The sequence below is a fragment of the Hydrogenophaga sp. UC242_50 genome (assembly GCF_042697355.1).
Classification (GTDB): domain Bacteria; phylum Pseudomonadota; class Gammaproteobacteria; order Burkholderiales; family Burkholderiaceae_C; genus Hydrogenophaga.
Window position 1 is genome coordinate 2,684,362 of the sequence record NZ_CP170553.1, and the last position, 21,955, is coordinate 2,706,316.

General features: G+C 71.4%; 18 protein-coding genes and 1 pseudogene. 12 read left to right on the plus strand and 7 right to left on the minus strand.

Going from position 1 to position 21,955, the window contains the following annotated elements; genetic code table 11:
- Nucleotides 1-95 precede the first annotated feature (95 nt).
- The 6 genes and pseudogenes from ACFJGX_RS13830 to ACFJGX_RS13855 form a co-directional block, all read left to right on the plus strand.
- Nucleotides 96-254, plus strand: a pseudogene (locus ACFJGX_RS13830) (2-pyrone-4,6-dicarboxylate hydrolase); the annotation flags it as partial.
- Nucleotides 217-1,032 (plus strand): amidohydrolase family protein, encoded by an 816-nt coding sequence (locus ACFJGX_RS13835; RefSeq protein ID WP_382326368.1) that lies wholly within the window; start codon nucleotides 217-219, stop codon nucleotides 1,030-1,032. The pseudogene ACFJGX_RS13830 and the gene ACFJGX_RS13835, both read left to right, overlap by 38 nt.
- An 85-nt stretch (nucleotides 1,033-1,117) precedes the next feature.
- Nucleotides 1,118-1,549, plus strand: coding sequence for a protocatechuate 4,5-dioxygenase subunit alpha (ligA, locus tag ACFJGX_RS13840; RefSeq protein ID WP_382320625.1), 432 nt, complete (start codon nucleotides 1,118-1,120; stop codon nucleotides 1,547-1,549).
- A gap of 1 nt (nucleotide 1,550) precedes the next feature.
- Nucleotides 1,551-2,417 (plus strand): class III extradiol dioxygenase subunit beta, encoded by an 867-nt coding sequence (locus tag ACFJGX_RS13845; RefSeq protein WP_382320623.1) that lies wholly within the window; start codon nucleotides 1,551-1,553, stop codon nucleotides 2,415-2,417.
- Between the two features lies 1 nt (nucleotide 2,418).
- The gene (locus ACFJGX_RS13850; RefSeq protein ID WP_382156733.1) at nucleotides 2,419-3,381 is read left to right on the plus strand and encodes a Gfo/Idh/MocA family oxidoreductase; all 963 of its coding nucleotides are present in this window, start codon (nucleotides 2,419-2,421) and stop codon (nucleotides 3,379-3,381) included.
- A gap of 22 nt (nucleotides 3,382-3,403) precedes the next feature.
- Nucleotides 3,404-4,078: a class I SAM-dependent methyltransferase gene (locus tag ACFJGX_RS13855; RefSeq protein ID WP_382320620.1), complete on the plus strand. Its 675-nt coding sequence runs from the start codon at nucleotides 3,404-3,406 to the stop codon at nucleotides 4,076-4,078.
- A gap of 16 nt (nucleotides 4,079-4,094) precedes the next feature.
- Here ACFJGX_RS13855 and ACFJGX_RS13860 read toward each other — a convergent pair whose 3' ends face one another.
- Complete coding sequence (locus tag ACFJGX_RS13860) at nucleotides 4,095-4,919, minus strand: class I SAM-dependent methyltransferase (RefSeq protein WP_382320617.1); 825 nt, start codon at nucleotides 4,917-4,919, stop codon at nucleotides 4,095-4,097.
- A gap of 92 nt (nucleotides 4,920-5,011) precedes the next feature.
- Here ACFJGX_RS13860 and ACFJGX_RS13865 point away from each other — a divergent pair, with 92 nt between their 5' ends.
- Nucleotides 5,012-5,986, plus strand: coding sequence for a class I SAM-dependent methyltransferase (locus tag ACFJGX_RS13865; RefSeq protein ID WP_382326370.1), 975 nt, complete (start codon nucleotides 5,012-5,014; stop codon nucleotides 5,984-5,986).
- Here the strand turns inward: ACFJGX_RS13865 and ACFJGX_RS13870 are convergent.
- The 5 genes from ACFJGX_RS13870 to ACFJGX_RS13890 all read right to left on the minus strand — a co-directional run bounded on the left by ACFJGX_RS13870 (nucleotide 5,931) and on the right by ACFJGX_RS13890 (nucleotide 16,150).
- Nucleotides 5,931-6,500 carry a class I SAM-dependent methyltransferase gene (locus tag ACFJGX_RS13870; RefSeq protein WP_382326372.1) on the minus strand — a complete coding sequence of 190 codons (570 nt, stop codon included), beginning with the start codon at nucleotides 6,498-6,500 and terminating at the stop codon, nucleotides 5,931-5,933. The genes ACFJGX_RS13865 and ACFJGX_RS13870 overlap by 56 nt on opposite strands.
- A gap of 279 nt (nucleotides 6,501-6,779) precedes the next feature.
- Nucleotides 6,780-11,978, minus strand: coding sequence for a glycosyltransferase (locus tag ACFJGX_RS13875; protein ID WP_382326374.1), 5,199 nt, complete (start codon nucleotides 11,976-11,978; stop codon nucleotides 6,780-6,782).
- A gap of 4 nt (nucleotides 11,979-11,982) precedes the next feature.
- Nucleotides 11,983-13,824 carry a glycosyltransferase gene (locus ACFJGX_RS13880; RefSeq protein ID WP_382320611.1) on the minus strand — a complete coding sequence of 614 codons (1,842 nt, stop codon included), beginning with the start codon at nucleotides 13,822-13,824 and terminating at the stop codon, nucleotides 11,983-11,985.
- A gap of 81 nt (nucleotides 13,825-13,905) precedes the next feature.
- Nucleotides 13,906-14,760: a FecR domain-containing protein gene (locus ACFJGX_RS13885; protein WP_382320609.1), complete on the minus strand. Its 855-nt coding sequence runs from the start codon at nucleotides 14,758-14,760 to the stop codon at nucleotides 13,906-13,908.
- A gap of 55 nt (nucleotides 14,761-14,815) precedes the next feature.
- Complete coding sequence (locus ACFJGX_RS13890) at nucleotides 14,816-16,150, minus strand: surface lipoprotein assembly modifier (RefSeq protein ID WP_382326375.1); 1,335 nt, start codon at nucleotides 16,148-16,150, stop codon at nucleotides 14,816-14,818.
- Between the two features lie 243 nt (nucleotides 16,151-16,393).
- Between ACFJGX_RS13890 and ACFJGX_RS13895 the strand changes: the two genes are divergently transcribed.
- From ACFJGX_RS13895 to ACFJGX_RS13915, 5 genes are read left to right on the plus strand one after another with little or no spacing between them, the layout of a single operon-like run.
- A complete protein-coding gene (locus ACFJGX_RS13895) occupies nucleotides 16,394-17,275 on the plus strand; it encodes a WcbI family polysaccharide biosynthesis putative acetyltransferase (protein WP_382320605.1) in 882 nt (293 codons plus the stop codon).
- Between the two features lie 10 nt (nucleotides 17,276-17,285).
- Nucleotides 17,286-18,461 carry a thiolase family protein gene (locus tag ACFJGX_RS13900; RefSeq protein ID WP_382320603.1) on the plus strand — a complete coding sequence of 392 codons (1,176 nt, stop codon included), beginning with the start codon at nucleotides 17,286-17,288 and terminating at the stop codon, nucleotides 18,459-18,461.
- Nucleotides 18,462-18,521: 60 nt separating this feature from the next.
- Nucleotides 18,522-18,743 carry an acyl carrier protein gene (locus tag ACFJGX_RS13905; protein ID WP_382156757.1) on the plus strand — a complete coding sequence of 74 codons (222 nt, stop codon included), beginning with the start codon at nucleotides 18,522-18,524 and terminating at the stop codon, nucleotides 18,741-18,743.
- The gene (locus tag ACFJGX_RS13910; RefSeq protein ID WP_382320601.1) at nucleotides 18,736-20,535 is read left to right on the plus strand and encodes an HAD-IIIC family phosphatase; all 1,800 of its coding nucleotides are present in this window, start codon (nucleotides 18,736-18,738) and stop codon (nucleotides 20,533-20,535) included. The genes ACFJGX_RS13905 and ACFJGX_RS13910 overlap by 8 nt, the downstream gene beginning before the upstream one ends.
- Before the next feature lie 26 nt (nucleotides 20,536-20,561).
- Entirely contained in the window at nucleotides 20,562-21,560 is a 999-nt protein-coding gene (locus tag ACFJGX_RS13915) for an aldo/keto reductase (protein WP_382320599.1), read from the plus strand.
- 22 nt (nucleotides 21,561-21,582) lie between these two features.
- Here the strand turns inward: ACFJGX_RS13915 and ACFJGX_RS13920 are convergent, their stop codons facing one another.
- Nucleotides 21,583-21,951, minus strand: coding sequence for a hydroxyisourate hydrolase (locus ACFJGX_RS13920; RefSeq protein ID WP_382156763.1), 369 nt, complete (start codon nucleotides 21,949-21,951; stop codon nucleotides 21,583-21,585).
- Between the last annotated feature and the right edge of the window lie 4 nt (nucleotides 21,952-21,955).

Consider the following 21,955-nt stretch of genomic DNA (forward strand, 5'->3'; position numbering starts at 1 on the left):
CGCGACCCCCTTGAAAGGGGGCAACACCAGCGGCCCGGCAAAGCCGGTTCCGCGGTGTTTCTGGACAGCGTCACTTCATGCAGAAGGATTCGAGAATGACAAAACCGACTTCCGGTGATTTCACCAAGACCGCGGGCTGGCTCGACTGGTACGACGGCCCGAGCAAGCCGCGTTTCCAGCTGCCGGCCGGCGCCGTGGACGCGCACTGCCACGTGTTTGGCCCGGGCGCCGAATTTCCCTACGCGCCCGAGCGCAAGTACACGCCTTGCGACGCCAGCAAGGCCCAGTTGTACGCGCTGCGCGACCACCTCGGCTTTTCGCGCAACGTGGTGGTCCAAGCCACCTGCCACGGCGCCGACAACCGCGCCATGGTCGATGCCTGCCTCTCCAGCGGCGGCAAGGCGCGCGGCGTGCGCAGCCGTCAAGCGCAGCGTGACCGACGAGGAACTGCAGCAGTTGCACGCCGCCGGCGTGCGCGGCGTGCGCTTCAACTTCGTCAAGCGCCTGGTGGACTTCACGCCCAAGGACGAGCTGATGGAGATCGCCGCGCGCATCCAGAAGCTGGGCTGGCACGTGGTCATCTACTTCGAGGCGGTGGACCTGCCCGAGCTGTGGGACTTCTTCACCGCGCTGCCCACCACCGTGGTGGTGGACCACATGGGCCGCCCCGATGTGAGCAAGCCGGTGGACGGCCCCGAGTTCGAGCTGTTCCTCAAGTTCATGCGCCAGCACCCCAATGTGTGGAGCAAGGTGAGCTGCCCCGAGCGCCTGAGCGTGACCGGCCCCAAGGCGCTGAACGGTGAACAGGCGGCCTACCAGGACGTGGTGCCGTTCGCGCGCAAGGTGGTCGAGGAGTTCCCCGACCGCGTGCTGTGGGGCACCGACTGGCCGCACCCCAACCTCAAGGACCACATGCCCGACGACGGCCTGCTGGTCGACTTCATTCCGCAGATCGCGCCCACGGCCGAGCTGCAGAAGAAGCTGCTCGTCACCAACCCCATGCGCCTTTACTGGCCCGAGGAACAAGTATGAACCCCCACGCTCATCACTTCGTGTATTCGCTGCCCCCCGAGGGGGCGCATGCCGCCCTTGAGGCGGCTCGGCGGGAGGCATAACCATGGCCCTGGACAAACCCTACCTGGACGTGCCCGGCACGACCATCTTCGACGCCGAGCAGAGCCGCAAGGGCTACTGGCTCAACCAGTTCTGCATGAGCCTGATGAAGGCCGAGAACCGCGAGCGCTTCAAGAAGGACGAGCGCGCCTACCTCGACGAGTGGGCCATGACGGAAGAGCAGAAGCAGGCCGTGCTCGCGCGCGACCTGAACTGGTGCATCCGCCTGGGCGGCAACATCTACTTCCTGGCCAAGATCGGTGCCACCGACGGCAAGAGCTTCCAGCAGATGGCGGGCTCCATGACCGGCATGACCGAAGAGGAGTACCGCAACATGATGGTGGCCGGCGGCCGTTCGGCCGAAGGCAACCGCGTGGTCGGCGAAGACGGCGATGCCCAGGCGCACCGCCAGCCACAGGGAAAAGGAAAGAACTGACATGGCCCGCATCACCGCATCCGTCTACACCTCGCACGTCCCGGCCATCGGCGCCGCGCTCGACCTCGGCAAGACCCACGAGCCCTACTGGCAACCGGTCTTCCAGGGCTACGAGTTCGGCAAGCAGTGGATGAAGGACAACAAGCCCGACGTCATCTTCCTGGTTTTCAACGACCACGCCACGGCCTTCAGCCTGGACATGATCCCCACCTTCGCGATCGGCACCGCCGCCGAGTACCAGCCGGCCGACGAGGGCTGGGGCCCGCGTCCCGTGCCCAAGGTGATCGGCCACCCGGACCTGGCCTCGCACATCGCGCAGTCGGTGATCCAGCAGGACTTCGACCTCACGATCGTCAACAAGATGGACGTGGACCACGGCCTGACCGTGCCGCTCTCGCTGATGTGCGGCCCGCAGGACCCGGTCAAGGGCGCCTGGCCCTGCCCGGTGATCCCGTTCGCGGTCAACGTGGTGCAGTACCCCGTGCCCAGCGGCCGGCGCTGCTACAACCTCGGCAAGGCCATCGCCAAGGCGGTAGCCAGCTACGACGAGGACATCAACGTGCACATCTGGGGCACGGGCGGCATGAGCCACCAGCTGCAGGGACCGCGCGCGGGCCTGATCAACAAGGACTTCGACAACGCCTTCCTCGACAAGCTGATCAGCGACCCCGAGGCCGCCGCCGACATCCCGCACATCGACTACGTGCGCGATGCGGGTAGCGAAGGCATCGAACTCGTGATGTGGCTGATCGCGCGCGGCGCGATGGCCGATGCGGCCGGCGGTCCCCGCCCGAAGGCCGTGCAACGCTTCTACCACGTGCCCGCGTCGAACACGGCGGTGGGCCACCTGATCCTGGAGAACACCTGACATGAGCAAAACCATCAAAGTCGCCCTGGCGGGCGCTGGCGCCTTCGGCGTCAAGCACCTGGACGGCATCAAGAACATCGACGGCGTCGAGGTCATCTCGCTGGTCGGCCGCGAGCTGGACAAGACGAAGGAAGTGGCCGCCAAGTACGGCATCGGCCACGTCACCACCGAGCTGTCCGAATCGCTCGCGCTCAAGGAGCTGGACGCCGTCATCCTGTGCACGCCCACGCAGATGCACGCCGAGCAGACCCTGGCCTGCCTGAACGCCGGCAAGCACGTGCAGGTGGAGATTCCGCTGGCCGACAGCCTCGCGGGCGCGCAGGCCGTGGTGGAGCTGCAGAAGAAGACCGGCCTGGTCGCCATGTGCGGCCACACGCGCCGCTTCAACCCCAGCCACCAGTACGTGCACAACCAGATCCAGGCCGGCAAGTTCAACATCCAGCAGATGGATGTGCAGACCTATTTCTTCCGCCGCACCAACACCAACGCGCTGGGCCAGGCGCGCAGCTGGACCGACCACCTGCTGTGGCACCACGCCGCGCACACGGTGGACCTGTTCGCCTACCAGGCCAACAGCCCCATCGTGCAGGCCAACGCCGTGCAGGGCCCGATCCACCCGACGCTGGGCATCGCCATGGACATGAGCATCCAGCTCAAGGCCGCCAACGGCGCGATCTGCACGCTGTCGCTCTCGTTCAACAACGACGGCCCGCTGGGCACCTACTTCCGCTACATCGGCGACACCGCGACCTACCTCGCGCGCTACGACGACCTGTTCAACGGCAAGGAAGAGCAGATCGACGTGTCCAAGGTGGCCGTGAGCATGAACGGCATCGAGCTGCAGGACCGCGAGTTCTTCGCCGCGATCAAGGAAGGCCGCGAGCCCAACTCGAGCGTGGGCCGGGTGTTCGCCTGCTACCAGGTGCTGCACCAGCTCGAGCAGCAGCTCAACGCGGCCGGCTGAGCCGGCGCGCCGATCGGCCCAGATGCACCCCAGTGCCTTCGACCACGGTCGCCTGTTCTTCGACACCTACCTCGATCCGCAGGCCGCACCGACCGTGCTCGACATCGGGGCGCAGGACGTGAACGGTTCGCTGCGCTCGCTGGCGCCAGCGGCCAGCCGCTACATCGGCGTGGACTTCGCGCCCGGGCGCGGGGTGGACGTGGTGCTCGACGACCCGTACCACCTGCCGTTCGCCGACGGGAGCATCGACGCCGTGGTCAGCAGCTCCTGCTTCGAGCACATCGAGCTGTTCTGGCTGAGCTTCAACGAGGTGCTGCGGGTGCTCAAGCCCGAGGGCCTGTTCTACCTCAACGCGCCCTCCAACGGCGACTTCCACCGCTACCCGGTGGACTGCTGGCGCTTCTACCCCGACGCCGGCGGCGCGCTCGTGCGCTGGGGCGTGCGCTCGGGCCACCGCCCGGCCCTGCTGGAGTCGTTCACCGCCTACCAGCAGCTCGACGTGTGGAGCGACTTCGTGGCGGTGTTCGTGAAGGACGAGGCCTGCGTTGAGCGCCACCCCGCGCGCATGCTCGATCGGGTGGGGCGTTACATGAATGGCCGCCGCCACGGCGTGCAGGGCATCCTGTGCCCGCAGGACCACACGGAAGAGGGCGCGCGCCTGCGCCGCCTGACCGGCCACCCCCAGGGCCTGGGCTGAGCCCTGGCGTGGCGGCTCAGGCGGTCTTGCGCAGCCACAGGCTGCCGCCGGTGTTGCGCAGGCAGGCCGGCATGTGCGCGGCGAAGAAATCGCGGTGGAAGTGGGCCATGTAGGTGTTCATCAGCAGCACCTCGAAGGCGCTGTTGTACTGAAGGAAGGCCCGGACCATGTAGGCCTCGTTCCAGACCCGGCCTTCGTAGATCCATTCCTTCGGGTACTCGAAGGGGTAGAAGACGTCGTGCAGGTGGATCACCACGCCCGGGGCCAGCGCCGGCAGGATCTCGAACAGCAGGCGGTTGACGTCGCTGCCGATCTTGCCGACGTGCGTGGAGTCGATGAACAGCACGTCGTTCTCGCGCAGCTGGGTGAACACCGCCAGGTCCACCTCCTGCAGCGCCTGGGCGAGCACGGTCGTGGTGGCCAGGTCTTCGGGCCGCAGCAGCGACTGCAGCAGCTGCGGGTAGGGGTCGATGAAGGTGGTGTGCATCCACGGGTCCAGGAAGTACTGCCGGGTGTCCAGCGTGACGCACGACGAGTGGCCCGACCCCACCTCCACCAGGCGCGCGGGCCGCAGGGTGCGCAGCATGCAATGCAGCATGATCGCGTCGGAGTAGCTGTAGGCCGGGTTCAGGTAGTGGTAGCGCAGCCCGGGCCGGGGCTCGTCGCCGAAGGGGATGTCGGGGTAGAGCGCCGCGAAGCCGTGCAGCAGCGCCAGCTGTTCGGGCTCGCGCAGGTCGATGCCGGGCAGGGTGGCGGGCGGCGCGCCGAACAACCGGGCCTCGTGGCGCCGAACCTCGTCCAGATCGGGCAAGGGCGAGTAGTAGTGGCCGGGCGGAAACATGGTGGGGGCGGTCTCGGGTGCGGTGGCGGTCGGGCGGACAAATTCTATCGAGCACACTAGGCGGGTCCGCATCCTCTTTTCACGCCCCAGCGATGTCCCCTGCGACCCCTTCCAACCCCGCCGACCCCGGCGCCGCCGCCCAGCTCGACGCCGTCTGGGGCGACCCGGCCACCTGGACCGAACACGGCCTGCACTGGACCCACCTGCCGGCGGTGAAGGCCCGCATCGCCGAGATGGTCTCGGGCGACGCGGGCATCCACCCGCTGGAGTGGTTCTTCCGCCAGGTGGCCGCCGAGCGGCCCCTGCCGCTGCGGCGGATCCTGGTGCTGGCCTGCGGCGCGGGGTATGTGGAGCGCGAGGCGGTGTCCCGGGGCTGGGCCGCCTCGGCGGTGGCGATCGACTTCTCGTCCCAGGTGCTGGCGCGCGCGCGCGCGCAGGCCCAGGCCGAGGGGCTGGCCGTCGAGTACCACCATGCCGACATGAACCGCCTGCCCCTGGGGCAGGCGCCTTTCCTGCCCGGGACCTTCGACGCCGTGCTGGGCGTGGCCGGCGTGCACCACGGCAGCGACCTCGAGCGCCTGTACGCGGACGTGGCCGCGCTGCTGGTGCCCGGCGGCTGGTTCTTCCTCGACGAGTACGTGGGCCCGGACCGCTTCCAGTGGCCGCAGGCGCAAGAGCGCCACCTCAACACCTTGCTGGACCTGTTGCCGCCGCGCCTGCGCATGACGACCGACGGCCGGCTCAAGGGCAACGCGCGCCGCCCGAGCGTGCAGGAGGTGATCGCGGTGGACGCCAGCGAAGCGGTGCGCTCGTCCGAGTTGCTGCCGCTGCTGCCGGGCCATTTCGAGGTGCAGGCCGTGCGCCCCTACGGCGGCTCGATGCTGCACCTGGTGCTGGGGAGCATCGCGCAGAACTTCGCGCCGGCGGCCGAGGCGCCTTATCTGACTGCCTTGATGGAGGCCGAGGACGAGCTGATCCGCGCGGGGCAGATCGGGCACGACTTCGCCTGCGTCATCGCGCGTCCGCGGCCTGCCGCAGCCAGCGCCGCACCGCCTCCGGATCGTTGAGACCCAGGGCCAGCACGCGCGAGGGCGCATGCAGGGCGGCGTCGGGCGGCAGCCGCGCGTAGCTCTCGCGGATCGCGGCCCGCCGTTCGCTCAAGCGGGTGTTCGACGGGTCGAGCCCGGTCACCACGGTGAGTCCCGAGGGCGCGGTGGGCAGCGTGACGATGCGCAGATCGGGCCGCAGGGCGCGCAGGCAGGGCACGATCTTCCAGCCGTCGCCTGTGTGGAAACCGGTGAGGTGTTCGCGGCCGGCGGTCTCGGCGGTCAGCGGCACGGTGTCGTGCAGCAGCAGCACCGCGCCCGGCGCGGCCAGGCGCTCGGCACCGATGACGTCGTCGAGCACGGTGTCGAAGCGGTGATCGCCGTCGATGAAGGCGAGGTCGAAGCCGGTGTCGGCGAGGCCGCTGTCCGCCGGCACGGCGGCGAAGAAGTCGGCGCTGGTGCGGCGGTAGAGCCGCGCCGGCCCCGCGCAGCGGCTCAGGGGATCGCCCTTGGGCGCGGGATCGACGCCGATCACCCGCGTGTCCGGCCCCGCCAGGGCCAGCGTGCTGGCGATGCTCCACGCCCAGCTCGAGGTAGATCCGCGGCTTCAGCTGTTGGTGAAACCAGGCGAGCCAGTGGCGGTAGTCCGGCCCGGGCCAGCGCAGGCGGGCCAGGGTCACGTGCACGCCGGGCAGGTTGGGTTCGAGCGCGAGGGCGTCCCACAGCACGGCTTCGGCGGCAGCGGTCGCGCCCTCGGCGCTCAGGCGGCGCCAGCGGCGCAGGGCCGAGGTCTCCAGCGGATGCACGGGGGCGCTCACGCGGCGCCTTCCAGCACCTGCCGCAACAGCTGCCCGAAGCGCTGCGGGGCGTAACGTTCGGCGCACTGCTGCCACGCGGCCTGCTGTTGCCGTGTCCACAGGCCGTCGTCGCGCAGCAGGCGCGCGATGCCGTCGGCGAAGCTGCGCGCGTCGCGGCCGGCCTGGATGTCGAGGCCTTCGCGCCAGCCGAGCTGGCGCACCAGCAGCGCCGAGGCGGCGACCGGGATGCCCTGCGCGGCGGCCTCGATCACCTTGGCCGGCACACCGCCGGCGAAGCGCACCGGCGCGATGAAGACACGCGCGCCGTCGTACAGCGGCTCCAGCGCCTCGCGCGGGCCCAGCACCTGCACATCGTCACGGGCCAGCGCCATGACCCGCGCCGAGCGGTTGATGCCGACGACGGAGAGCACCGGGGGCTGCGGCAGCTGCGCGCGCAGCAGCGGCATCACCTGTTCGATGAACCACACCAGACCGTCCTCGTTGGGCGTGTCGGGGTGCAGCGCGCCCACGAACAGCAGGCCGCTGCGCCCGGCCGGCCCGGGCGCGTCGCGGCGCACGGCCATGCCGTGGCTCAACAGCGTGACGCGGTGGCCGGCCGCGCGAAAACACTCGGCGTCGCGCCGCGACACCACCAGCACGTCGCTGGCGCCGCGCGCCAGGGCGATCTCGCGCGCCAGATGCGCCTGCGCCGCCGCGCGCGACATCGGCTTGCCGCGCACGCCGGCCTCGGCGATCTCGCGCAGCGCGAACAGCGCTTCGGCGTCGTAGACCAGGCGCATGCCGGCGAAGAGTTCCGGCCGGCGCGCGCGCAAGGGCTGCAGGGCCCGCAGGTTGGGCGGGCGGCTGACCAGCAGCACGTCGTACACGCCGCGCCGGCGTTCGAGGAAGTCCTCGAGCCGCGCCAGGCCATGGTGCAGCACCACCTCGACGCTGGACGGCACCGAGGCGTGCACCTCGCGCCAGTCGTCGTCGGTCTGCCACAGCGGGAAGAAGCTCACCGGCCAGTCGCGCAGGGCCTGCAGCATGAGGCGCGCGCGCGGCAGCCCGCCGCCCTTGACCATGTGCGGCACCTCGTTGTCGATGATGAGCACGCGCGGGCGGCGCGGCTGGTCTTCGGGCGAACGCCAGCGGTCGCCGTCGAGCCGGGGGGCCATGGGGTAGGGGCGGTCCTGCAGCCAGTCGGCGTAGCGCGCCTGGAAGCGCGCGCGGTTCTCGCGCATGCGGTGGCCGGCTTCGTCGCCGGGGGCGCTGCCCCATTCCACGTGTTCCACCAGCACGCCGGGCTCGACCACCACGCGAAAGCCGGCGCGCCACACGCGCAGGCAGAAGTCGGCGTCCTCGTAGTAGGCCGGGACGAAGGCTTCGTCGAAGCCGCCGAGCATGCGCCACAGCGGCGCCGGCACGGCCAGGAACACGCCGGAGACGTAGTCGGTGGCGCGGCTGGTCATGGCGGCGGGGCAGAAGGGGTCTTCGTCGCGCCCGATGCCGTGCGCGTTGCCGTCGCGGAAGATGAGGTTGCCCACCTCCTGCAGCCCGCCCGCGCTGAGCACGATGCGCCCGCCCAGCGCGCCGACGGCGGGGTCGGCGTCGAGCCGGTCGCGCGCGGCCCGCAGGGCGCCCTGCTGCACGATGGCGTCGTTGTTGAGGAACACCAGGTGGCGCCCGCGCGCCAGGGCCGCGCCCTGGTTGGCGGCCAGCAGGAAACCGGTGTTGTCGGCATTGATCACGGTTCGCGCGCCCGACACGCGCGCGAGCAGTTGGGCCGTTTCGTCGCGGGAGGCGTTGTCGATGACGATGGTTTCGAAGGACAGGCCGCGCTGGTCGGCCAGGGCCTGCAGCGTGCGCCGCGTCAGCCCGGCCTGGTTGTAGAGCACCACGACGACGGAGAGGTCGGGCACGCTGTCCGGGGCGGGTTCGGGCAGGGCGATGCGGCTGCCGGGCTTGTCGAGCCAGACCTGCAGCGCGTGGCGGGCCTGGGCGCGCAGGCGGGTCTTGGGGTCGGCGGCGAACAGGCCCGGGTCGGCGCCGGCCACGGCCTGCGCGCACAGGGCTTCGATCTGGCGGGCCACGCGCCGGCCGTCGGTCAGCGGCGCGTCGAGCAGGCGCGCGCGCAGCGTGGCGCGGTGCTGCGCCAGGGCCGCCGCGTCCCCGGCCAGCGCCGCGGCGATGTGAACGAAGTGCTCGGGCGTGTCGGCCACCCAGGCCTGCAGGCCGAGGGCGTCCAGGATGGCATGGCCCTGGCGCGCGCCGGCGCGGTCGCCGCTGAGTGTGACGACGGGCACGCCCATCCAGAGCGGGTCCAGCAGGCTGAGGCCGCCGTTGCCGGGAAAGCTGTCGAGCACCAGGTCGATCTGCTGGAACCACAGCAGCAGGTCTTCGTAGGAGCGCGGCGGGTCGAAGCTCACGCGCTCGGCGGCCACGCCGTGGGCGTGCAGGGTGGCGAGGATGCGCGCGCGCTGCGGCCAGTCGGCGGCGACCTGGCCGACGAAGCGCAGGCGCGAGCCGGGGCAGGCCACCAGGCAGCGCGCCCAGGTCCGCAGGCTGGCGCCGTTGAGCCGCAAGCCGCGCGCGACCACGCCGAAGGTCACGGCGCCGGTGCGCTGCACGGGCGGCGGCAGCGGCGGCGGGGCGTGCGTGGGCGGGTCCCAGCACCATTGGCCGCCGTCCAGCCGCCACAGCGCTTCTTCGTGCGCCGCCTCGTGGGCGGCGGGCACGGTCGCGGCGTCGCAGAGCAGGGCGTCGAACAGGCCGCCGGCCGGGCCCCAGCAGCCCAGCCAGCCGACCTGCAGCGGCGCCAGCCGCCGTGTGAGAGCTTGCAGCACCTCGAACTGGCCCTCGAACGGGTGCAGGCCGCCGGCGTCGATGACGACGTCGATGCGGTTGGCGGCGCAGGCGCGCGCCAGCTCGGGCGGGTCCAGGGGTTCCTGGTGGATGTGGGTGGGCAGGCCGGCCATGGGCCGGTGCGCGAAGAGGAAGACCTCGGCGGCCAGGGGATCGTGGCCGGCGAGCACGCGGCGCAGCAGGCGCTCGTGCAGCTGGCCGGCGATGTAGGCGATGCGGGGGCGCGCGCCCGGTCGGCGCGGCAGGTCGGGACGTTGCCAGGTGTGCAGGCCCGAGCGCAGCTTGAGATCGCGGAACACGTGCCGCGCGGCCTCGGCCAGGCGGTCGCGCGTGGCGTCGGCGCAGAGCGACTGGGTGTAGAGCGCGGCGCTGGCGAGCCAGGGGTCTTGCGGGAAGTCGTGCGCGGCGGCCTGCGCCAGCCGCTGCAGGGCGTCGTGGCCGTGGCGGGCCGTGCCCTCGGCGATCGCTGCCCGGTAGGCGGCGCGGCGGTCGGCGTGCGGCACCAGGGCCAGCGCGGCGGGCGCACCGCCGGCGCCCAGGCTGTGCAGGCGCAGCAGGGCGCGAACGGCCTCGGCGCCGCGCTCGCGCTCGACGATCAGCTCGCGGCACAGGGCCACCGCGCGCGCCAGGTCGTCGGCGGTCGATGTCGGGTCTTCGCCCAGCAGACGCGCCCGCAGCAGCCGCGCCTCTGCATCGTCAGGGTGCAGGGTCTGCAGCCGGTCGATCGCCTGCAGACCCTGCGCGAACGCGCCGCCCCGCAAGCAGGCTTCGGCCAGCTCGCGCAGCGGCACGGCGGGGTCGGCGGCGCGTTCGCTGGCGTGCAGAAAGGCCAGGCGGGCCGCGCCGAAGCGTTGCGCGTCGAGCAGGATCCAGCCGAGCTGGCGCAGGCTGTCGACGCGCTCGGGTTGCAGCAGCAGGGCGGTCTCGATGGCGCTCTGGGCTTCGTCCAGCCGCTGTTGCCGGTAGCGCACCTGGGCCAGCGCGCGCCAGGCCTGCACGCTGGCCGGGTCCTGGGCCACGGCGGCCTGCGCTTGCAGGGCGGCGGGGGCCAGGTCGCCGGCGGCGGCGAACACGAACGCCGCCTGCACCCGGGCCAGGTGCTCGTCGGGCCGGTGCCGCAGCAACTCGCGCACGGCGCCGCTGGCGGTGGCCAGGTCGCCCTGGTCCTTGGCGATCCAGCCCAGCAGGCGCAGCACCTCGGCCTCGTCGCCGCCGGCGCGCGCGGCCCGCGCGAGCGCGCGCCGCGCCAGCACCCAGCGGTGCCGCCGCGCGTGCACCTGCGCCAGCACCAGCCAGGCGCCGGCGTGGCGCGGGTGGGCGCGCAAGCCCTGCAGCAACTGGCGCCGCGCGGCCTCGACGCGCCCGAGATCGAGCTGCACGCGGGCCATCAGCGACTGCGCGGGCAGGCAGTCCGGCCGGCTGGCCAGGACTTGCATCAACAGCCATTCGGCGTCCACTGGGTGCTGCCACGCGACCAGGATCTGCGCACGCCGCAGCAGCGCGTCCCAGCGGCTCATGTCGCGCTGCTGGACTTCGTTGAAGCTGCGGTCGGCCGCCTTCAGGTCGCCCGCGCGCTGCTGCAGGGCGCCGAGCAGGTGCCAGGCGGCGGCCTGATCGGGAAAGGCGTCGACCTGGCGGCGCGCCACGTCGACGGCGCGGTCCAGGTGGCCGTGCTCGCACTCCCAGTCCACCAGGGCGGTCAGGAGTTCGGGCTCGTCGGGGTGGCGCGCGAGCCCGTCGGCCAGGCAGTCGGCGGCGCGCGCGGCCTGTCCCAGCGCCACCAGGCATTGCGCGCGGTGCAGGTGCAGGCGCACCTGTTCGGCCGCGTTCCAGGGGTAGGCCGCGACGGCTTCCTCGTACAGGGCCAGCGCGTCTTCGAATTCGCCCGCCTTCTGGTGCAGCCAACCCACTTGCAGCAGCCGGCCCGGCAGGCGCGCGCCCTGCAGCGCGCGCTCGGCCCAGGCGCGCGCCTCGGGCAGTTCGTCCAGGTCGTGCAGCAGCCAGGCCAGGGCGAAGGCGGTCTCGTGCAGCGATTCGTCCAGCAGGCAGGCCATGCGCAGGGACGCGGCGGCCTGCGCCGGTTCGCCCTGCCGCTGGCGCAGCAGGCCCAGGCAGGCGTGCAGGGGGGCGTGATCGGGCGTGCGCTCGCACGCGGCGAGCAGCACGTCTTCGGCCGCCACCAGATGGCCGGCGTGCGTCAGGAAGTGGCCGAGCGCGGCGGCGGCTTGTGGCGTCGGCGCGTCGGCGTGGGCCTGCAGCGCCAGGTGCAAGGCCGTGTCGAGGTGGCCGGCACGGAAGGCCTGCCAGGCCTCGCCGAGCAGGTCGTCGGTGCCGGCGTGGGGGTCCGTGCTCAAGGGGTCACACCTCGGGCCGTTCGCCGACCACGGTGAACAGCGGCACCATGCGGTCCATCGAGGGCTGCCGCTGGTGGTGCACGCTGACCCGCACCTCGGTGAAGCCCAGCAGGCCCAGCGCGGAGACGATGAACTGGGGCGTGAACTGCCACCAGGTGTCCACCTGATCCACACCTCGGTGCGGTTGCAGTTCGGCCAGCGCCCGCGGGCCGAGCGTGGCGTCGTACAGGTCCGTCACGATCAGGGTGCGGCGCGTGCGCCGGGCCACGCTCTGCAGCATGTCGAAGGGGCGGCGGCAGTGCAGCAGCACGGCGGCGAGCAGACCGATGTCGAACGGGCCGCAGTCCTCGGGCAGGGCGTAGGGGTCGCCCTCGACCATGCGCACGCGCGAATGCCGCTGCTGGTGCACGTACCAGAACGAATTGCGCACGCCTTCGATGTTGCGGGTGAAGGTCTTGCGCCACTTCGGGGTGTCGAAGCCTTCGAACGGCACCACGTCCCACAGGTGCGACATGGGCGGCTCCAGGCAGGTGACCTCGGCCCCGGCGGCCTCCATGTGGAAGGACAGGAAGCCGCTGGCCGGCCCGATCTCGATCACCGAGCGGCCCGCGAAGTCCACCTCGCCCAAGTACTGGGCGGTGGCCGGGCGCAGGTCCCAGTCACCGCTGACTTCCTCGCCATCGGCCAGGTTGTACGAGTGATAGAACAGGCAGTCTTCGCGGCGCGGCTGGCGCGGCGGAACCTCGCGCCAGGCGGCTGCGCCGGCCGGGGTCGGTGGCACGGTGTCCTGGGCCGGCACGGGCTCGCGCCCGGCCGTCTGCGCGGCGTGCACTTGCAGCAGGCCCAGCAGCCGGGCCACGGTGGTGGTGGTGCCGGCGACATGCGCCGCGCCCAGGCGCCGCGCGGCGTCGCGCTCGGCGGTGGCGAAGGGGTCGTACAGGCGGCGCAGCGCGGCGGCCCAGTCTTCCAGCGGTGCGTGCGGTTCCAGCACCATGCCGCCGCCACCCACCAGTTGCGGCAGGGCGCCGCGCCGGCTGGCCAGCACCGGCAGGCCGTTGAGCTGGGCCTCGACCACGGTGCGGCCGAACGACTCTTCCCACACCGAGGGCATCAACAGCACGCGCGCCTGGCCGAACACCTCGTGCATGGCCGCGCTCGGGCCGCGCCATTGAATGTTGCCCAGCTGGGCCGCGCGGGCCTGGCAGTGCGCGCGCCAGTGCGGGTCGAGGTGCCAGCTCTCCATCACGAGGAAGGGCAGTTCGGGGCAGGCCATCGCCAGCTCGAACATCCGCTCCACGCCCTTGATGGGCGTGGGGTTGACGAACAGCACCTTGTCGCCGGTGCGCGCTGCAAGGTAGTCCTGCGGCGAGACCACCGGTGGGATCACCGCGCAATCGAGGCCGTAGAGGGCGTGCCAGCGCTGCGCCGTGAAGTCCGAGTTGGCCAGGTAGAGCAGCGAAGGGTCGGCCACGAGGTGGCCGCCGAGCTGGCTGGTCTCGACGTTGTGCAGGTACACGGCGGTGGGCCGCCCGGTGTCCAGGCTGGCCAGCACCAGGGGCGCCAGGGTGGTGCCGCTCTGCACGACGATCACGTCGGCGTCGAAGCGGGCCGCGGCGGCGGGCAGGGCCTGCACCGGCCGGGGCGAACGCAGCACCGGGTAGCCCAGGTGCCCGTCCTGTGTGAGGGACGCCTCCGTGTCACCGGCGGCGGCCGTCGCCTGGCCACAGAGCACGGCGGCCTCGGCCCCCATGGCGCGGATCGCCAGGCACAGGTCGTGGGTGGTGGTCTGCAGGCCGCCGACGATGTCGGGCAGGTGCGGGTAGGTGGAGACGAACAGGACGCGCATGGTGGCGGATCAATGCAAAAAGAACGGCGGCTGCGCCAAGGCGAGCCGCCGGTCTGTGGAAGGGGCGCGGCCGTTCCTCGGTCAGGACTGGTTTTGAACCTGACCGGTGCCCAACAGATTTCGCAGCATGTTGGATGGATTGGCGCCGGTGACGCTGTCGACCACGCTTTTCAGGCGGTCGTTGGCGAGGGTCGAGCCAGGGCCGTTCGCGCCGCCCGGCGTGTTGCCGGTGCTGATCAGCTGGCCTGGAGGGGCCGGCGCCGGGTTCGAGGCCGTATTGCCCGCAGGAGGGCGGCTCTCCAGCCGCTGCAACATGTTGTTGAGTTCGGCAACGGGGAGGCGTTGCGGGGATGTCGGCGGGTCGTTGATGGTGAGCGCGCTGCCGAAGCCGGCCCGGGTCACGGTCTGGGTGTTGCCCTTGTTGTCGGTCAGGGTCATTCCCTGGCCGAACAGGAAGGTGCCCGACGTTCTGGCGCCATCGGTTTCGGCGATGGTGATGCCGCCCAGGATCTCGATCTTGCCGTGCGCCGTCGCGATCGTGGTCGCGGTGTTCTTGCTGATCTGGCCGCCCACCACGCGCACCAGGCCCTTGACCAGACCCAGGCGGATCCGGCCTTGTTTGGTGCCCGGGTCGAAGGTGAATTCGTCGATGGTGAGTTCCGCATTCGGGCCCAGGGTCAGGGCCGACTGGTCCATGAACAGCACATGCATCGAGCCGCCGGCATCGGTGCGCAGGCGCTGGCCCGGCACGACGCTGCTGCCCACCACCATCAGCTCGTTGTTGCCGGTGACCTTGCCGCCGGGGGCGACGGCCGTCACCACGCCGGTGCGGCCGTCGCCGCCCGCGGCCGTGGGGCTCTGGGCCATGGTCGCGGGCACGGTGGCGGTCGACAGTGCGGCGGCAAGCCACCAGTCCTTGGAAATCGGCGGGGTCATTTCGGGGTCCTCGGGAATGCGGTCGAAGGGGGGTGTGCGGGGCCGTGCATCGGCATCAGAAGCGGTAGCCGGCCGCCAGGTACAGCGAGGTGTTCTTGCTCTCGTTGTTGGGCAGGTTGGCGTTGGTCTTCATGTGCTCCAGCTGCACCAGCAGCGACCAGGCGTCCGACAGCGGAACGGTCTGGCCGACGCCGATGCGCCATTCGGTGTCGCGGCGCGCGGTGTTCGCATCGACCGCCGGATCGGCCGCGTCGTAGCTGCGGCGCAGCACCCCGCCCCAGACCGAGGTGCTCCACAAGCCGCCGCTCTTGAGCGGGCTGGCGTAGCTGCGCACGTAGGTCACGCGGACTTCCTGGGCATCGTGGTCGAGATAGCTCCGCTTCGTGCGTTGCCAGCGGGTGCGCAGCTCGCCGCTGAGCACGTGGCCGGGCGCGAGTTCGCGCGTCAGGCGCACGCGCAGCAGGTTGCTGGGGCCGCTGAGCTCGTCCGCGGCGGGCACGTCGATGCGGGTGGCGTAGTCGTTGTAGCGGTACTCGAAGCCGCCGTCGATGAAGGTGCGGTCGTTGAGGCTGTAGGCCGCGTCCAGGCCCGCGCCGTGGTTGCTCAGGTAGCGGTGGCCCTGCGCCACCAGCCCGGCGGCGACCAGGTAGGGCCGGATCGTCAACGCTGGCGCGCCGGTGGGCGAGGGCTTGAAGCGCACGCCCGAGGTGACTTCGATCAACCCCAGGTTGTACGGGTCGGTCTGGTTGGCCTGCAGCGTGCTGCCCGACGACGAGCTGAACTTGATCATCTGCGCCGTCAGCGAGCTGACGATGGCCGCTTCGTTCTGCAGGCCCAGGTCGTATTGGTGGTCCAGCCGCAGGGTGGCCTGGATGTCGGTGTCGCTCTCGGGGCGGTTGGGGTTGTTCACCAGCGCGCCGCCCGCCAGCAGGTTGGCGCTGTCGCTGCGCGCGGTGGGGTTGCTCTGGGCCCGCAGGCCCAACACCACCTGCCCGTCCAGGCGCGAGACCTGGGTGCGCTTGCCGATGTCCTTGAGCAAGGCCTCGGCCTGGCTGCGCTGAGTGGGGTCCAGGCGCGGGTCTTCGATGGCGCGGCGCAGCAGGCCGGCGGCCATGTCGTAGGAGCCGAGCCGGTAATACAGCACGCCCAGATCGAGTCGCACCGAGGCGGGTGCGTTCGGGTCCAGCAGCTGGCGCTCGATCGCGGCGATCGCGCCTTCGTAGTTGCCTGACTGCGCCAGCAACTGGGCGTAGCGTGTGGTGGCCGCTGCATCGCCGGGCGAGCGCATCGATTGGCGGAAGGCCTCGTCGACCTGCCGTTCCAGCGGTGGGTTGCTGGGTGCCTGAGCCCAGGCAGCGGTGCAGAAAAGGCTCCAGGTGGCAAGCGCCACGGCAGAGGAACGCAGTGGTCGGGTGTCCGGCACACGCATGGGGTCAGGCTCCTGGGATGGGGATGGGCGGTGAAAGCGCGTTTGATAATACACACTGTGATGTCTTGTAACGTGTTGAATTGGCCGCTTTGATGCGCGATTGACACGCTTGCTCATCACAATTTGCCTCGACTTGCTGCTTTCTTATTAATAGTGCCCGCCGACGACAACGCCCCTGATGCCGCGCAACGTTCGCCCCACGCCATGGTCTTCGGGAGCCACAGCGCGCGAGCGCGCACGGTGCTGGTCTACGGCAACTGTCAGGCCCCGTACCTGGCTCAGATGCTCGCGTCGCTCGACGACCTGAACGGCGACTACCGTTTCGTGGTCGCGCTCAACCACGCGCTGCCGGGCGATGCGCTCGCGCCGGCCATTCCCGACGAGGACCTGAAGGACGTGGTGCTGCTGCTGCGCCAGTTCGAGGACCAGCAGGACAACCCGGCCCTGACCGCGCTGACCTCGCGCCTGCCGGCCCACTGCCCGGTGATCCGCTACCCCAGCTTCGCCCTGCTCAGCGCCTGGCCCTTCGAATGCCCGGAGCCGCGTGTGCATCACGACCCGGCCTACACGCTGTGGAAGCGTTACCCGCTGGGCGACATGCTGGGCTTGCGGATCGCGCAGTCGGGGCTCACCGGGCCGATGGCGGTGGCGGCGTACATGGACCTGTCCGAGCGCAAGATGCCCGACCTGCGGGTGCGCCTGCAGCGCGACATCGACCGCATGCGCCACTACGACGCCCACAGCGACGTGCGGCTGACCGACTACGTGCTGGACCGTTTCCGCGACGAGCACCTGTTCTGGACCAGCGGTCACATGTCCGCGCCCGCCATGGCCGAGCTGACGCGCCGCGTGGCCGAGCGCGCGCGGCCGGTGCTCGGCGGCAGCGCCGCGCGGGCCGAGGCCTGCCTGGCCGCCGCATCGCACGACGGCGGCATGGGGGTCCATCAAAACCCCATCCATCCCCTGGTCGCCGAGGCCTTGGAGCTGCGCTTCTGGCACACGGACTTCGCCTACCGCTGGCACACGCAGCAATGGACCTACTATGAGTACATCCAGCGCTACATCGAATACGACACCAGTTGGTGAGGACCGTCGCGTGAACCTTGACTCGGTGGTGATCACAGCCGCGGCGCGCACGCCGATCGGCGCTTTCCAGGGCGTGTTCAAGGACGTGCCCGCGACCGCCCTCGGCATGAGCGCGATGCAGGCCGTGCTCACCCAGGGCGGTGGGGCGGCGGCGGACATCGACGAGGTGTTCTTCGGCCACGTGGTGGTGGCCGGCCTGGGCCAGGTGCCGGTGCGCCAGGCCGCGCTGCGCGCGGGGCTGGCGCCCGAGGTGCCGTGCACGGCCATCTCCAAGGTCTGCGGCTCCAGCCTGCAGGCGGTGATGCTGGTGCACGACCTGCTGCGGGCGGGCACGGTGTCGACCGCGCTGGCCGGCGGCATGGAGAACATGAGCCGCGCGCCGATGCTGCTCGGGCGCGAGCGCGGCGCGCACCTCGCCGGCCTGCTCGACCACCTGATGTTCGACGTGATGCAGGACGCCTGCACCGGCGCGACACCGATCGGCCTGAGCCATTTCGTCGATGCCACCGCCGCGGAACTGTGCCTGACGCGCGCCCTGCAGGAGGCCCAGGCGCTGAGCTCGTTCGAGCGCGCGCGGGCGGCGCAGGACAGCGGCGCGTTCGAGCGCGAGACCGTGCCGGTGACGCTGGCCGACGGCCGTGTGGTCGAGCGCGATGAACCGGTGCAAAACGTCCTGCCGGCGAAGTTCGCCGAACTCAAGCCCTTGAGCGGCCCGGGCGGCACGGCCACGGCCGCCACGGCCTCGCCCCTGTCGGACGGCGCCGCGGCCCTGGTGATGACCGTGCAATCGCGGGCGCGCGAGCGCGGCTGGCCGGTGCGCGCGCTGGTGCGCGGGCACGCCTCGCACGCACAGGCACCGGCACAGTTCAGCACCGCGCCCGTGGGCGCGGTGCGCAAGCTGCTGGACAAAACCGGCTGGCCGATCGACACGGTCGAGCTGTGGGAGGTCGGTGAGGGCTTCACCGTCGGCCTGCTGGCGGTGTGCCGGGCGCTGGGCGTGCCGCTGGCGCGCGTGAACGTGCACGGCGGCGCCTGCGCGCTCGGCCACCCCGTGGGCGCCACCGGCGCGCGCATGCTCGTCACGCTGCTGCACGCGATGGAGCGGCGGGGCGCGCGGCGCGGCATCGCCACGCTCTGCATGGGCGGCGGCGAGGCCCTGGCGGTGGCGCTGGAGATGCCCTCGTGAGAGCCCCACGCCTCCCTATACTGGCGCGCTTCCTTTCAACGTCTTTCGAGAAAACCGCCCATGCCTGAAGTCCGCGCCCTGATCGCCTCGGTGCTGCAGATCCCTGCCGATGCCCTCCACGACGACGACGGCGCCGAGACGGTCGAGTCCTGGGACAGCCTCAAGACCGTCATGCTCGCCAGCATGATCGAGATCACCTACGACATCACGCTCGACAACAGCGACATCGAGCGGCTGACCAGCGTGAGCGCGGTGCGCGAGGTCATCGCCCGCCATGTCTAGCTGGGCGGGCATTCGCGAGCGCCTGGCCGTGGCCCGGCCGCCGCTGCCCGAGCTGATGGCCTGCGCGACGGACATCGCCAAGCTCGCGGCCGAGGCCGCCGCTTCGGGCGGTGCCGTGCGGCATGTCGCGCTGGCCGCCGACCTCACGCCCGACCTGCTGCGCCAGGCCATCGCCTGTGCCATCGCCCAGGAGGGCGAACTGGCGCTGGTGCAGGCCGCCCCCTATGGCGCGATGCGCCAGGCATGCCTCGATGGGGGTTCGGCCCTGCACGCTTTCGAGCCCGAGGTGGTGGTGCTGGTGCCCGACTGGCGCCAGGCCCTCGAACCCCTGCCGCTGGACGCCGATGCCGACGCGGTCGCGGCCGACACCGCGCGGCAGGTGCAAGGCTTCGAAGCGATCTGGGCCGCGCTGGAAGCGCGCGGCTGCCGCATCGTGCAGCACCTGTTCGTGCCGCCCGCGCCGTTGTGGCGCGGGGTGGCCGACCGCCGTTCTCCCGCGTCGGACACGCGCCGCGTGCAGGCCCTCAACGACGCGCTGATCGACGCCGGCGCGGGCCGCGTGACCTGGCTGGAAGCCGACCGGCTCGCGGCCGGCGTGGGCCTGGCCGCGTGGTCGGCGCCGCGCTTCTTCCACGCCGGCAAGCTCGGCTTCGATCCGCGCTTCCTGCCGGACTACCTGCCCTGGTTCCGTGGCGCCTGGCGGGCCACCACGGGCCGCACCCGCAAGCTGCTGGTGCTGGACCTGGACGACACCCTGTGGGGCGGCACCATCGGCGACGACGGTCTCGGCGGCATCGCCCTGGGGCCGACCCATGGCGGCAAGGGCGAGGCCTTCGCCGCCTGGCAGCAGCACCTGGCGGGCCTGTCGCGGCGCGGCGTGGTGCTCGCGGTCTGCAGCAAGAACGCCCCCGAGATCGCCGCCACCGGCTTCGAGCACGCCGACAGCGCCCTGCGCCGCGAGGACTTCGCCGCCTTCGTCTGCAGCTGGGGCGACAAGGCCACGGGCCTGCGGCGCATCGCGCAGGAACTCAACCTCGGGCTGGACGCCGCCGTGTTCGTCGACGACAACCCGGCCGAGCGCGCGCTGGTGCAGCAGCAGCTGCCCGAGGTGGCGGTGGTGGACATCGGCGCCGACCCGGCGCAGTTCATCGAGCGCCTGGAGGCCGGGCACTGGTTCGACCAGCAGGCCTACACCGAGGTGGACCAGGGGCGCAGCGCCGCCTACGCCGCGCTGCGCCAGGCGCGCGCGGTGCAGACCTCGTCGGCCGACATCGGCAGCTACCTCGCGGGCCTGGCGATGCAGGGCCGCGCCGGGCCCGCGCGCGCGCAGGACCTGCCCCGGCTGGCGCAGATGGAACTCAAGACCAACCAGTTCAATCTCACCACGCGGCGCTACACCCAGGCGCAGCTCGCGGCGCAGATGCAGCAGCCCGACCGGCTGGTGCTGGCCTTCCACCTGAAGGACCGCTTTGGCGATCACGGCCTCGTCGGCTCGCTGCTCGCGGTGCGCGAAGCGCAGGCGCTGCGCATCGACAGCTGGCTGCTGAGCTGCCGCGTCTTCTCGCGCGGGGCCGAGGCCTTCATCCTGCGCGCGCTGGTCCTGTGGGCCCGCGAGCAGGGCGCGTCGGCCCTGGTGGGCGAATACCTGGCCAGCGCGCGAAACGCCGTGGTGGCCGACCTGTATGCGAAGCTGGGCTTCGCGCCTTGGTCCGCCGATGGGCGGCTGTGGCGGCGAGACCTGGCCGCGCCCCTCGATGACCTGACCTCGTCCATCGCCGAGGCCAGTCCCTGAAACCCGTTTTGAGAAAGAAACCCGCCATGAACCAACGCCAACTGGGCCCCTTCAGCGTCAGCGCCATCGGCCTGGGCTGCATGAACATCTGCCACGCCTACGGCGCGCCGGTGTCGAAAGAACAGGCCGAGCGCGTGCTGCTCACGGCCTTCGACGAAGGCGTGACGCACTTCGACACCGCGGCGCTCTATGGCTTCGGCGCCAGCGAAACGCACGTGGGCCATGTGCTCGCGAAGCACCGCCAGAAGTTCACGCTGGCCAGCAAGGGCGGCATGGCCGGTGTGCAGTTCGACGACGGCGTGAAGCGCGTGATCGACGGCCGGCCCGAGGCCATCCGCAGGAACTGCGAAGACAGCCTGCGCCGCCTCAAGACCGACGTGATCGACCTCTACTACCTGCACCGCTGGGACAAGCAGGTGCCGGTGGAGGACAGCGTGGGCGCGATGAGCGACCTGGTGCGCGCGGGCAAGGTGCGCGCGCTGGGCCTGTCCGAGGTGTCGGCCGCCACCCTCCGCAAGGCGCAGGCGGTGCACCCCATCACCGCGGTGCAGACCGAGTACTCGCTGTGGACGCGCAACCCCGAGATCGCGGTGCTCGACACCTGCCGCGAGTTCGGCATCGCCTTCGTGGCCTTCAGCCCGGTGGCGCGCGGCTTCCTGTGCGGCCCCGACCTGGACGTGAGCGCCTTCGACGCCAAGGACATCCGCCGCGCCATGCCGCGCTTCGCGCCCGAGCACTTCGCCGCCAACCTCAAGCTGCTGCCCGCCTACCGCGCGATCGCGAACGACGTGGGCTGCACGCCGGCCCAGCTCGCGCTGGCCTGGCTGCTGCACCAGGGGCCGGACGTGCTGCCCATCCCCGGCACCTCGCGCGAAGACCACCTGCGCGACAACCTGGGCGCGGTGGACGTGACGCTGGACGCGGCCACGCTGGCCCGGCTGGACGAACTCATCAACCAGCGCACGGTGAGCGGCAGCCGCTACAACGAGCAGTCGAACCGCGAAGTCGACACCGAAACGTATTGAACCTGAGTCGCGCGACGGCGTTTCAGGCGCCGCCGCGAAAGAGCGAGAAGCCCCAGGCCGTGAACTTGAACGGCAGGTGGTAGTGCTGCGAGGTGTCGGCGATGTGGAAGCGGTAGGGCACCGTTTCCAGGAACGCCGGCTCGGGCACGGGGGTGCCCTGGTCGCGGTAGAAGTCGCCCACCGCGAAGCGCACCTCGTAGCCGCCGGCGGTGATGGCTTCGCTCATCAGCACCGGGTGCTGCAGCAGACCGTTGGCGCCCACGCGGCCTTCGGCGAGCACCGGGCCGTGCGGCAGGCCGTCCGGCCCCAGCCGCACCACGGTCACCTGCAGGCCGACGGCGACGCGGCCACTGGCCACGTCCACACAATGAATGGAGAGTCCACCGTTCATGGCG

Coding starts and splice junctions, on each gene's coding strand:
- ligA (WP_382320625.1), top strand. CDS start 1,118: ATGGCCCTGGACAAACCCTACCTGGACGTGCCCGGCACGACCATCTTC.
- ACFJGX_RS13845 (WP_382320623.1), top strand. CDS start 1,551: ATGGCCCGCATCACCGCATCCGTCTACACCTCGCACGTCCCGGCCATC.
- ACFJGX_RS13850 (WP_382156733.1), top strand. CDS start 2,419: ATGAGCAAAACCATCAAAGTCGCCCTGGCGGGCGCTGGCGCCTTCGGC.
- ACFJGX_RS13855 (WP_382320620.1), top strand. CDS start 3,404: ATGCACCCCAGTGCCTTCGACCACGGTCGCCTGTTCTTCGACACCTAC.
- ACFJGX_RS13860 (WP_382320617.1), bottom strand. CDS start 4,919: ATGTTTCCGCCCGGCCACTACTACTCGCCCTTGCCCGATCTGGACGAG.
- ACFJGX_RS13865 (WP_382326370.1), top strand. CDS start 5,012: ATGTCCCCTGCGACCCCTTCCAACCCCGCCGACCCCGGCGCCGCCGCC.
- ACFJGX_RS13880 (WP_382320611.1), bottom strand. CDS start 13,824: ATGCGCGTCCTGTTCGTCTCCACCTACCCGCACCTGCCCGACATCGTC.
- ACFJGX_RS13885 (WP_382320609.1), bottom strand. CDS start 14,760: ATGACCCCGCCGATTTCCAAGGACTGGTGGCTTGCCGCCGCACTGTCG.
- ACFJGX_RS13895 (WP_382320605.1), top strand. CDS start 16,394: ATGGTCTTCGGGAGCCACAGCGCGCGAGCGCGCACGGTGCTGGTCTAC.
- ACFJGX_RS13905 (WP_382156757.1), top strand. CDS start 18,522: ATGCCTGAAGTCCGCGCCCTGATCGCCTCGGTGCTGCAGATCCCTGCC.
- ACFJGX_RS13910 (WP_382320601.1), top strand. CDS start 18,736: ATGTCTAGCTGGGCGGGCATTCGCGAGCGCCTGGCCGTGGCCCGGCCG.
- ACFJGX_RS13915 (WP_382320599.1), top strand. CDS start 20,562: ATGAACCAACGCCAACTGGGCCCCTTCAGCGTCAGCGCCATCGGCCTG.
- ACFJGX_RS13920 (WP_382156763.1), bottom strand. CDS start 21,951: ATGAACGGTGGACTCTCCATTCATTGTGTGGACGTGGCCAGTGGCCGC.